This is a genomic window from Rathayibacter sp. VKM Ac-2879, from assembly GCF_015351245.1.
Classification (GTDB): domain Bacteria; phylum Actinomycetota; class Actinomycetes; order Actinomycetales; family Microbacteriaceae; genus Rathayibacter.
The window spans coordinates 849,688-860,400 of sequence record NZ_JADKSO010000002.1; the positions used below are offsets into that span (position 1 = coordinate 849,688).

The window sequence follows — 10,713 nt, forward strand, 5'->3', positions numbered from 1 at the left end:
TAGCAGTTCGTTCACCCGGACAGCCTAGCGATCGGGGCGACGCCGCTTGTCGACTCCCGATCGCCGGGGGGCGGGATCACGGTGGTCGCGGCCCTCGGAGCTTGCTCGCGTGGCGGAGCCCGCGCCGCCTCCCGGGTTCGGCCTCGGCCGACGCGCTCCCGCGCTGGCCTTCTTGCTCGGCAGGGGAGGCGCTGCGGCGACCGCCTCGCCGCCCTGTCGCGAGATGGTCAGCAGCGCGCCGAGCTCCTCGCGCGTGAGATCCCTCAGGTCCCCTGCGCGCAGGGTGCCCAGGTGCAACGGCCCGAATTGGCGTCGCACGAGCTCGAGCACGGGGTGCCCGACGGCCGCGAGCATCCGCCGCACGATGCGATTGCGCCCCGAGTGCAGCGTGATCTCGACGAGGGAGGCGTTCGCCCGCCCCTCCGGCCGGCCCAGCAGCCTCGCCTTGTCGGCCGAGACGGGCCCGTCGTCGAGCTCGATGCCCGCCGTGAGCTGCGCGATCGTCTGCGGGAGCACCTGCCCCTGGACCTTCGCGATGTAGGTCTTCGTGACGCCGAACGAGGGATGCGCGAGGACATGCGCGAGCTCACCGTCGTTCGTGAGCACGAGGAGTCCCGAGGTCTCGGCGTCGAGGCGGCCGACGTTGAACAGCCGCTCCTCGAAGTTCTGGGTGTAGGTGCTGAGATCGGCGCGACCGTTCTCATCGGCGAGAGAGCTGACCACTCCCACCGGCTTGTTCAGCATCACGTAGCGGCGGGAGGTGTCGAGCTGCACCGCGACGCCGTCGACCTCGATCTGGTCTTTCGCGGGGTCGATACGGCGCCCGAGCTCGTCGGCGACCTCGCCGTTCACTCGGATCCTCCGCGCGACGATCATCTCCTCGACCACGCGGCGGGAGGCGACCCCCGCGGCCGCGAGGACCTTCTGTAGTCGTTCGCCCTCGGGGCCGCTGTCAGGCGCGCTCATCGAATCCGTCCCGTCCGTCGCTCAAAAGTGGGGAGATCTTCGGCAGCTCATCGAGCGAGGTGAGGCCGAGATGCACGAGCAGTTGCTCCGTCGTGCCATAGAGGACCGCGCCCGTCTCGGGGTCGTGGCCGACCTCCGCGATCAGGCCTCGGCCAAGGAGGGTGCGCGCGACGGAGTCGACGTTGACGGCGCGGATCTGCGCGACCTGGCCGCGCGAGACGGGCTGCTTGTAAGCGATGACCGCGAGGGTCTCGAGCGCCGCCTGCGAGAGCTTCGTCGGATTCTGGGTGAGGACGAAGTCGGACACGACCGCGTCGTACTCGTGACGCACGTAGACGCGCCACCCGCCGCCGACCTCGCGCAGCTCGAAGCCACGACGGACGCCTCCGTCGGCTCCGTCGAAGTCGGCGACCAGCCGCTCGATCGCCTGGCGCACCACGGGGATCGGCTGCGAGAGCGCGGTCGCGAGGGAGACGAGCGATTGCGGTTCGTCGGCCACCATGAGGATCGCCTCGATCGCGCGGTCGATCTCGATCGCGACGGGGGCGTCAGCGGGGGCGTCAGGAGTCATAGTCGACTCCCAGGGAGGCGAGGCTCTCGTCGCTCCAGCCCTCGGCGACCCAGCGCAGGGTCAGCTCTCCGAGCGGCTCCGGCTGCTCGAACGAGAGCGCCCCGTGACGGTAGAGCTCGAGCACGGCGACGAAACGCGCCACGATCACACCCCTCTCGTCGACATTCGCGATCAGCTCGCGGAACGTGGCCGTCTCGCGCGAGCGCAGCATGCTCACGATGAGAGAGGCCTGCTCGCGGATGCTGACGAGCGGCGCGTGCAGATGATCGAGTCCCACGGTCGGCAGTTCGCGCGGAGCGAGCGCCACGGTGGCCAGCGCGGCGAAGTCGGCGGCCGAGATCGTCCAGATCAGCTCCGGCGTCGACGCGCGGAATTCTTCTTCGAGCGGCACCTGACGGACGTGCCTCGCCGTCTCGGTCTCGATCCGCTCGCCGAACCAGCCCGCCACCTGCTTGAACGCGCGGTACTGCAGCAGCCGTGCGAACAGCAGGTCGCGTGCCTCCAACAGCGCGGCGTCCTCGGCGTCCACGAGCTCACCCTGGGGCAGCAACCCCGCGATCTTCAGATCGAGGAGAGTCGCCGCGACGACCACGAACTCCGATGCGCGATCGAGCCCCTCGGCCGTGTTTATCCCGTGCAGGTACGAGAGGAACTCGTCGGTCACGGCGCTCAGCGCGATCTCGGTGATGTCCACCTCCTGCTTCGCAATGAGGCTCAGCAGCAGGTCGAAAGGGCCCTCGAAGTTCGAGAGGGCGACGCGGAAACCCGGGGCCGGCGCCTCGGCGGTGAGCACGGCCTCAGGCGACCGCGCCACGCGAGATCAGCTCCCTGGCGAGCTTGCGGTACGCCTTCGCGGCGTTGTGCTCGGGCGCGAACTGGGTGATCGGGACTCCCGAGACGCTCGCGTCCGGGAACTTCACCGTGCGTCCGATGACCGTCTCGAGCACGCTGTCGCCGAAGGCGTCCACCACACGGTCGAGCACCTCACGCGAGTGCAGGGTGCGGGAGTCGTACATCGTCGGCAGGATCCCGTCGAGCTCGATCACGGGATTGAGTCGGTCGCGCACCTTGTCGATCGTCTCGATGAGCAGCGCGACTCCCCGCAGGGCGAAGAACTCGCACTCGAGGGGGATGAGGACGCCGTGGCTCGCGGTGAGCGCGTTGACGGTGAGCAGGCCGAGCGACGGCTGGCAGTCGATGAGGATCACGTCGTAGTCGGCGCTCACCTTGCGCAGCACGCGGGCGAGGATCTGCTCGCGCGCGACCTCGTTGACGAGGTGCACCTCCGCCGCCGACAGGTCGATGTTCGCCGGGATCACGTCGAGCCCGGGGACCTTGGTCGAGCGGATCGCCTCGGCCGGATCCGTGACGGTCCCCAGCAGGAGGTCGTAGATCGTGACCGCATCGTAGGTGGCGACGCCGAGGCCGGCCGAGAGGGCACCCTGCGGGTCGAAGTCGATCGCCAGCACGCGGCGACCGTACTCGGCGAGCGTCGCACCGAGGTTGATGGTGGTCGTCGTCTTGCCGACGCCGCCCTTCTGGTTGCAGAGCGAGATGATCCGCGCCGGCCCGTGGCCGGTGAGCTCGACGGGGAGGGGGAAGTCGCGCAGGGGGCGACCTGTCGGGCCGAGAGTCGGGGCTTCGAGACCGGTGAGCTCGGCCTTGTCGTCCGTCGTGCGTGTCACCTGCGTCGCCCTCGCTTCCCTGTCGGCGTGCGCTCCCGCGCGGCCTGCACCGAGTGTACCGGCGCCCTCCTCCCCCGTCGTGGCGCCCCGCCGGACGAGAGCCGTCAGCGTCGTGCGCGCGGGTGGGCGGTGGTGTAGACGTCTCGCAGGGTGTCCGCGGTGACCAGCGTGTAGATCTGGGTGGTGGCGACGGAGGCATGCCCCAGCAGCTCTTGCACGACCCGCACGTCCGCGCCGCCCGCGAGCAGGTGGGTGGCGAAGGAGTGCCGGAAGGTATGCGGCGAGATCTCCCGATCGAGGCCCGCTTTCTCGGCGACCGCCCGGATCACGAGCCAGGCGCTCTGCCGGGAGAGCCTGCTCCCGCGCACGCCGAGGAAGAGAGCAGGAGTCGCCCGCCCTCGCCGCGACAGCTCCGGCCGCGCACGCACCAGGTAGTCCGAGACGGCCTCCTGCGCGAACCGACCGAGCGGCACCATGCGCTGCTTCGACCCCTTGCCGGTCAACCGCACCACCTCCGCGTCGAACACGTCGTCGACGTTCAGGTCCACCGCCTCCGAGATGCGGGCGCCGGTGGCGTACAACAGCTCGAGCAGCGCGCGGTCGCGCAGCTCGGCGAGCTCCTCGCCCCGCGCCGCGTCCAGGAGGGACGCCATCTGCTCGACGGTGATCGCCTTCGGCAACGTCATCGGCAGCTTCGGCGGGACCACGTCGTGGGCGACGTCCTCCGCGACGGCTCCCTCCTCGAGCGCGAAGCGGTGCAGGCCGCGCACGCTCGAGAGGACCCGCGCGCGCGAGCTCGCCGCGAGAGGCCGCTCGGGTCGAGACGCGAGCCAGGAGGCGAACGCGCCGACGTCCGCGCGCCGCACCGCTCCCAGCTCGGCCACCTCCTGTTCGGCGAGCCAGCCGAGGTACAGCTCGAGATCGCGCCGGTAGGCGGCGATCGTGTGCGTCGAGAGCCCCCGCTCGACACGCGCCTGCCGGAGGTACGCCTCGGCGCAGGCGCGTGGGCTCACTACCGACGCGCCCGAGGGTGTCGCGTCCACGGTGAGGAGGCGTCGCCCAGTCCGCGCCAGTCGCGCGCTCGGAAGGCGTGCGCGGCGAGCGCCGCGATCGTGAGCGACGGGTTCTGGACTCGCCGGTCGAGGACAGCCTCGACGACCTCGTCGAGCGGGACCCAGCGCAGCTCCATGTCCGCCTCCTCCGCCTCGCGCTCGAAGACGGAACCGGTGGCCGAGAGCCCCCGCGCGAGGTAGATGCGAATCGCCTCGTCACTGCCGCCGGGAGACGTCGCGAACTCGGCGAGCAGGTCCCAGCGCTCGGCGCGCAGGTCGGTCTCCTCGCCCAGCTCGCGCTGCGCCGCGACCAGCGCGTCCTCACCGTCGATGTCGAGCAGGCCGGCGGGAATCTCCCACTCGCGGGTGCGGACGGGGTGGCGGTACTGCTTGATCACCGCGACCCGGTCCTCCTCGTCGAGCGCGAGGACGGCGACGGCACCGGTGTGGTCGAGGAACTCGCGGCGCAGCTCGCCGCCTCCGTAACGGAACGTCTCGGCGCGGACGCCCCAGACCATCCCCTCGAAGACGCGCTCGCTGCTCAGGATCTCCGGCTCGACGAGCTCGTCCGCGAGAGGCTCGGCGCTGACCGGCCGCTCGCCGGCGGGCACGCGCTCACTCATCCGAGCCCGCCTCCGACGCCGGGAACAGGCGCGACGCTTCCTGGCGTTCGAGCGCAGCGGTCACGAGGCCGCGGAAGAGCGGGTGCGCATCGTTCGGGCGCGAGCGCAGCTCGGGGTGCGCTTGCGTCCCGACGTAGTAGGGGTGCTTGTCGCGCGGCAGTTCGACGTATTCGACAAGGTGGCCGTCGGGCGAGGTGCCCGAGAACCACAGTCCGGCCTCGGCGATCTGCTCGCGGTAGCCGTTGTTGACCTCGTAGCGGTGGCGGTGTCGCTCGGCCGCCTCGGGTGCGCCATACACCTCCGAGACGATCGAGCCTTCGGCGAGCGTCGCCGTGTAGAGGCCGAGGCGCATCGTCCCGCCCATGTCGCCGGAGGCGAGGATCTCGACCTGCTCGGCCATGGTCGCGATCACCGGGAACGCCGTGTCCGGGTCGAACTCGGAGGAGGAGGCGCCCACGAGCCCCGCCTCGTTGCGCGCGTACTCGATCACCATGCACTGCAGCCCGAGACAGAGTCCGAGGGTGGGGATGCCGTTCTCACGGGCGAAACGCAGTGCGCCCAGCTTTCCCTCGATGCCGCGGATGCCGAACCCGCCCGGCACGCAGATGCCGTCGAGTTCCGAGAGCGCCTTCGCCGCGGCCTCGGGGTCTTCCAGTCCGTCCGAGGCGATCCAGCGGATGACGACCTTGGTCTGCTGGGCGAAGCCGCCGGCCCGCAGGGCCTCGGTGACCGAGAGGTACGCGTCGGGGAGGTCGATGTACTTGCCGACGAGGCCGATGGTCACCTCGTGCTTGGGCTCGTGAACGGCCTCGAGCAGGCGCGCCCAGCCATCCCAGACCACCTCGCCGGCGGGCAGTCGGAGCTGATCGATGATGTAGGAGTCGAGTCCCTGCTCGTTGAGCATCTGGGGGATCTCGTAGATCGAGGCGACGTCCTTCGCGTTCACGACGGCCTGCTCGTCGACGTCGCACATCAGCGCGATCTTGCGCTTGTTCGACTCCGAGACGGGTCGGTCGCTGCGGAGCACGAGCGCGTCGGGCTGGATGCCGATCGAGCGCAGAGCCGCGACCGAGTGCTGCGTCGGCTTCGTCTTCTGCTCGCCGGAGGCGCCCATGAATGGGACGAGCGAGACGTGCACGAAGAACACATTGGCCCGCCCGAGCTCGTGGCGCACCTGGCGGGCTGACTCGATGAACGGCTGGCTCTCGATGTCGCCGACCGTGCCGCCGATCTCGGTGATGATGACGTCCGGCTGCGGGTCGTCCTCGGCCTGGAGGCGCATGCGTCGCTTGATCTCGTCGGTGATGTGCGGGATGACCTGCACGGTGTCGCCGAGATACTCGCCTGCCCGCTCGCGAGCGATGACGCGCGAGTAGATCTGCCCGGTGGTGACGTTCGCCGCCTGAGTGAGGTTGATGTCGAGGAATCTCTCGTAGTGCCCGATGTCGAGGTCGGTCTCGGCGCCGTCGTCGGTCACGAAGACCTCGCCGTGCTGGAACGGGTTCATCGTCCCGGGGTCGACGTTGAGGTAGGGGTCGAGCTTCTGCATCACGACCCGCAGACCCCGCGCCGTGAGCAGGTTGCCGAGGCTCGCTGCGGTGAGGCCCTTGCCGAGCGAGGAGACGACGCCGCCCGTGACGAAGATGTGCTTCGTGACCTTGCTCGGCGCATCCGCCCGAGTGTCCGAGGATGCTCCGGGAGCCGCAGGCTCAGAGGAAGGAGAAGAGGAAAGGCCCGCGTTCGTAAAGTCCACCACGGGCTTCCACCCTAACAGCAGATCGCGGGCGTCGGTCCTCCGCCGTCCCGATCCATGCCGGGAGGCATCGCCCCGGCGCCTCGCGAACGGTTCAGCCCCGACGGGCCGTGTCGAGCAGCTCCCGCGCGTGCGCGAGTGCCGTGGGCGAATCGGCGAGCCCCGACAGCAGCCGCGCCATCTCGGACACACGCTCCTCCGCGTCCAGCTGAGCGACCGCGCTCGAGGTCACCGAGCCGTCTGAGCCCTTCTCGACACGGAGGTGATTGCTCGCGAACGCGGCGACCTGCGCGAGATGCGTCACGACGATCACCTGCGAGGTCTCGGCGAGCCGGGCGAGCCGCCTCCCGATCTCGATCGCGGCCGCTCCTCCGACTCCGGCGTCGACCTCGTCGAACACGAACGTGGGAACCGGGTCGTTGGCCGCGACGACCACTTCGATCGCGAGCATCACCCGCGAGAGCTCTCCCCCGGAGGCGCCGCGCGCGAGAGGCCGCGGCGTCGCGCCCGCGTGCGGCTGCAGCATCATCTCGACGGTGTCACGGCCCTGCGCCGTGGCCTCGCCCGAACTCGTCACCTGCACGAGCAGACGCGCCTCCGCCATCGCGAGTGCGGCCAGCTCCTCGCTGACCCGCCGGCCGAGCTCCTGTGCGGCGTCGGTGCGCACCTCGGTGAGCCGGGTGGCCAGCCGGTCCACGAGATCGGCGTCGGCGGCGGTGTCGGCCTCGAGCGCTGCGATCCTCTCGTCGTCCCCGTCGAGCTCGAGCAGGCGGAGACCCGAAGAGTCGACGAGGTCGAGCACGTCGTCGAGGCTCGGCCCGTAGCTGCGGACGAGAGCCGAGAGCTCGGCGCGACGGCTCTCGATCAGCTCGAGGTCGTGGGCGCCGTCGAGGTCGAGCTCCGCGAGGTACGACGAGAGGCTCCCCGCCGCATCGACCAGCAGCGCCGATGCCTCGCTCAGGGTCTGCACCGTCGGCTGCAGAGCGGGATCGTGCTCGGCGGCGCGTTCGAGCATCCGTCGAGCCGAATCGATGAGTCCGAGCGCATCGCGTCCGTCGAGCTCCTCGGAGGAGACCGCCTCCCGCGCCTCGCCCGCCGCGAGCCGCAGCTGCTCGATGCTGCCGAGCCGCTCCGACTGCGCTGCGAGCTCGACGTCTTCTCCGCGCTGCGGCGCGACGACCTCGATCTCGGCGAGAGCGGTCCGGAGGCGCTCCGCCTCGTTCGCGCGCGCCTCCCGCGCCGCGGTCAGTCGGTCGAGCTCCTCGCGGTTGGCGCGCCACCGCTCGAAGGCACTCGCATAGTCGTGCAGCACCTCGGCGAGCTCCGTGCCGCCGAAGCGGTCGAGCGCGTCGCGCTGCGCGGCCGCCGTGCGGAGGCGGATCTGGTCGGACTGGCCGTGCACCACGACGAGCCGGTCGGCCAGCTCGCTCAGCACGCTGACGGGAGCGCTCCGGCCGCCGACGATCGCGCGACCGCGCCCCTCCGCCGACACCGAACGCGCGAGCAGCAGCTCGGGTCCGTCGAGGTCCCCGCCGGCCTCGCGCACGCGCTCCGCCACGGAGCCCTCCTCGGGCACCAGCCACCGCCCCGACACCCAGGCCTGGCGGGCGCCCGAGCGCACCGCGGAGGCGTCGGAGCGCGCACCGAGCACGAGACCCAGCGCGGTCACGACCATCGTCTTGCCCGCTCCCGTCTCGCCGGTGACCGCGGTGAACCCGGGCCCGAGCGGAAGCGTCGCCTCGGCGATCACTCCGAGATCGCGGATCTGAAGCTCTTCGAGCATGAGGCCTACTCCGTCTCCGTCGACCCCCGCCATCCGCGGATGGGGAGACCGAACTTGTGCACCAGGCGATCGGTGAAGGGGGCGTCGTGCAGCCGTGCGAACCGGACCGGCATCGGCGAGCGTCGGTAAACGACTCTGGCGCCGGTCGGCAACTCATAGGTCCGCCGTCCGTCGGCCCACAGAACCCCGGCGCCGTCCGTGCGCTCCTTGACCTCGACGGCGAGGCTGGAGGTCGGTCCGACGACGAGGGGCCTGGCGAACAGCGCATGGGCGCTCAGCGGTACCAGCAGCATCGCCTCGACCGTCGGCCAGACGACGGGGCCTCCACCCGAGAACGCGTACGCTGTCGAGCCCGTCGGAGTCGACACGACGATGCCGTCGCAGCCGAAGCTCGACAGCGGCTTCCCGTCGACGCCCACCATGACCTCGAGCATGCGCTCGCGGCTACCCTTCTCGACCGTCGCCTCGTTGAGGGCCCAGGTCTCGTAGACGACGACATCGTCGATCTTCACCCGCACCTGGAGCGTCATCCGCTCCTCCACGCGATAGTCGCGGTCGAGCGCGCGCGCCACGGCCTCGTCGAGATCGTCCCGCTCGCTCTCGGCCAGGAACCCGACGTGCCCGAGGTTGACGCCCAGCAACGGGGCCGCCCCGTCGCGCACGATCTCGGCCGCGCGGAGGATCGTGCCGTCGCCTCCCAGCACGAAGACGAGCTCGATCGCCTCGAGCGCGACGTCGACCCCGAGCACCGCCACTCCCGCGAGACCCGGGGACGCCCGCACCATGTCGCCCTTGTCGTCCGCGCACAGGACGGGGTGGGCGCCGGAGTCGCGCAGTCGCTGGACCACCAGGATCGCTGCATCGAGCGAATCCGCCCGACCGGTGTGGGCGACGACGAGGATGTGGCGCTCGTCAGGAGGGGACTGCATCGAGGAGGTGTCCTTCTGGTCGATCGACGGCGGCGGACACGGTCGCGTCATCCGGTGGTGAGCGCGGTGACCGCGTCCCTCCATTCTGTCGGAATCGTCCCGTGGACACGGTGGAGGTGCGCGAGATACTCGTGGTTCCCGGCCCCACCGGGAAGGGGCGACTCCGTGAGCCCGGCAACGCCGAACCCGACGTCCCACGCCGACCACAGCACGTCCGAGAGCGCCTCCCGACGAAGCGCGGGATCGCGCACGATGCCCTCCTTGATCCTCGTCTTGCCGACCTCGAACTGCGGCTTCACGAGGATCACGACGTCCGCGTCCGGCGAGACGCTCCTGACGACGGCCGGCAGCACCATCGTCAGTGAGATGAACGACACATCCGCGACGACGAGGGTGGGGGTCACGTCGGTGCCCGCCGCTGTGGCGAGACGCTCGGCCGTCATCTCCCGAGCGTTGAACCCCTCGACGACCCGCACGCGCTCATCGGATCGGATGCGCGGTGCCAGCTGGGCGTGCCCCACGTCGAGCGCGATCACGGAGGCGACGCCGCGCTCGAGGAGCACCTGTGAGAACCCGCCGGTCGAGGCTCCGACGTCCAGAGCGTGCGCTCCCTGTACCTGGACGCTCGGAAAGGCGTCGAGTGCTGCGAGCAGTTTGTGGGCCGCGCGACTCACGTAGTGATCCAACGCGGCCACGGCGACGTCCTGATCCGGAAGGACGCGAAGGGACGGCTTCAGCGCGGGGACGCCGTCGATCGTGACGAGCCCGTCCGCGATGAGCCGCGCCGCATGGGTCCGGGATCGCGCGATGCCACGCTCCGCTAGAGCGGAGTCGAGGCGGATGCCGCCGGTCATCCGCGGCCGTCCGCGTCCTCGAGCCGGCTGCGGAGGCGCGCCTGTACTTCGGCGTATGCGGCCGCCCTCTCGGCTAACGGCAGCTTCTCGATGGAGGCGAGGCCGTCCTCATATCCGTCGAGCGACGCCGGCCGCGGCCCGTTGTCTTGCTCCATCGCTTCTCCTCACTCGGGAGTCATGCGACGACGAGCGCCGTCGCTCACCTTCTCGTCTCGCCTGTGAGACCAAGGTGGTGGTTAAACAGCGATGGCCACCCGTGTGGGTGGCCATCGTGAATGGTGTCCGGCGGTGTCCTACTCTCCCACAGGGTCCCCCCTGCAGTACCATCGGCGCTGAGAGTCTTAGCTTCCGGGTTCGGAATGTGACCGGGCGTTTCCCTCTCGCTATGGCCGCCGTAACCCTGGCGACACACTCACCCCCGGGGGGTGGGTGGTCAAATCTGGGGTTACACGCCGTGCGTGTATTCAATTATACCGCGCCCTTCACCAGGGCGCGGG

At 70.4% G+C, this 10,713-nt stretch carries 10 protein-coding genes, 1 rRNA gene and 1 pseudogene; all 12 read right to left on the reverse strand.

Going from position 1 to position 10,713, the window contains the following annotated elements; genetic code table 11:
* Positions 1 to 186: 186 nt before the first annotated feature.
* Positions 187 to 966 (reverse strand): annotated as a pseudogene (locus ITJ45_RS08925) (pseudouridine synthase); the annotation flags it as partial.
* On the reverse strand, positions 953 to 1,537 hold the full coding sequence (scpB, locus tag ITJ45_RS08930; protein WP_194607768.1) for an SMC-Scp complex subunit ScpB: 585 nt from the start codon (positions 1,535 to 1,537) through the stop codon (positions 953 to 955). The pseudogene ITJ45_RS08925 and the gene scpB, both read right to left, overlap by 14 nt.
* Positions 1,527 to 2,351, reverse strand: coding sequence for a segregation and condensation protein A (locus ITJ45_RS08935; RefSeq protein WP_194607767.1), 825 nt, complete (start codon positions 2,349 to 2,351; stop codon positions 1,527 to 1,529). The genes scpB and ITJ45_RS08935 overlap by 11 nt, the downstream gene beginning before the upstream one ends.
* A complete protein-coding gene (locus tag ITJ45_RS08940) occupies positions 2,335 to 3,222 on the reverse strand; it encodes a ParA family protein (protein WP_194607766.1) in 888 nt (295 codons plus the stop codon). The genes ITJ45_RS08935 and ITJ45_RS08940 overlap by 17 nt, the downstream gene beginning before the upstream one ends.
* Positions 3,223 to 3,326: 104 nt before the next feature.
* A complete protein-coding gene (gene xerD, locus ITJ45_RS08945) occupies positions 3,327 to 4,235 on the reverse strand; it encodes a site-specific tyrosine recombinase XerD (RefSeq protein ID WP_194607765.1) in 909 nt (302 codons plus the stop codon).
* Complete coding sequence (locus ITJ45_RS08950; RefSeq protein WP_194607764.1) at positions 4,235 to 4,897, reverse strand: NUDIX domain-containing protein; 663 nt, start codon at positions 4,895 to 4,897, stop codon at positions 4,235 to 4,237. Before ITJ45_RS08950 ends, xerD begins: the two co-directional genes overlap by 1 nt.
* Positions 4,890 to 6,542 (reverse strand): CTP synthase, encoded by a 1,653-nt coding sequence (locus ITJ45_RS08955; protein ID WP_194608995.1) that lies wholly within the window; start codon positions 6,540 to 6,542, stop codon positions 4,890 to 4,892. Before ITJ45_RS08955 ends, ITJ45_RS08950 begins: the two co-directional genes overlap by 8 nt.
* A 202-nt stretch (positions 6,543 to 6,744) precedes the next feature.
* The gene (gene recN, locus ITJ45_RS08960) at positions 6,745 to 8,433 is read right to left on the reverse strand and encodes a DNA repair protein RecN (protein WP_194607763.1); all 1,689 of its coding nucleotides are present in this window, start codon (positions 8,431 to 8,433) and stop codon (positions 6,745 to 6,747) included.
* A gap of 5 nt (positions 8,434 to 8,438) precedes the next feature.
* A complete protein-coding gene (locus tag ITJ45_RS08965) occupies positions 8,439 to 9,362 on the reverse strand; it encodes an NAD kinase (protein ID WP_194607762.1) in 924 nt (307 codons plus the stop codon).
* Positions 9,363 to 9,409: 47 nt separating this feature from the next.
* A complete protein-coding gene (locus tag ITJ45_RS08970; RefSeq protein ID WP_194607761.1) occupies positions 9,410 to 10,216 on the reverse strand; it encodes a TlyA family RNA methyltransferase in 807 nt (268 codons plus the stop codon).
* Positions 10,213 to 10,371: a hypothetical protein gene (locus ITJ45_RS08975; RefSeq protein ID WP_194607760.1), complete on the reverse strand. Its 159-nt coding sequence runs from the start codon at positions 10,369 to 10,371 to the stop codon at positions 10,213 to 10,215. Before ITJ45_RS08975 ends, ITJ45_RS08970 begins: the two co-directional genes overlap by 4 nt.
* Before the next feature lie 125 nt (positions 10,372 to 10,496).
* A 5S ribosomal RNA gene (rrf, locus tag ITJ45_RS08980) occupies positions 10,497 to 10,613 on the reverse strand.
* Between the last annotated feature and the right edge of the window lie 100 nt (positions 10,614 to 10,713).

Coding starts and splice junctions, on each gene's coding strand:
- scpB (WP_194607768.1), bottom strand. CDS start 1,537: ATGACTCCTGACGCCCCCGCTGACGCCCCCGTCGCGATCGAGATCGAC.
- ITJ45_RS08950 (WP_194607764.1), bottom strand. CDS start 4,897: ATGAGTGAGCGCGTGCCCGCCGGCGAGCGGCCGGTCAGCGCCGAGCCT.
- recN (WP_194607763.1), bottom strand. CDS start 8,433: ATGCTCGAAGAGCTTCAGATCCGCGATCTCGGAGTGATCGCCGAGGCG.
- ITJ45_RS08965 (WP_194607762.1), bottom strand. CDS start 9,362: ATGCAGTCCCCTCCTGACGAGCGCCACATCCTCGTCGTCGCCCACACC.
- ITJ45_RS08970 (WP_194607761.1), bottom strand. CDS start 10,216: ATGACCGGCGGCATCCGCCTCGACTCCGCTCTAGCGGAGCGTGGCATC.
- ITJ45_RS08975 (WP_194607760.1), bottom strand. CDS start 10,371: ATGGAGCAAGACAACGGGCCGCGGCCGGCGTCGCTCGACGGATATGAG.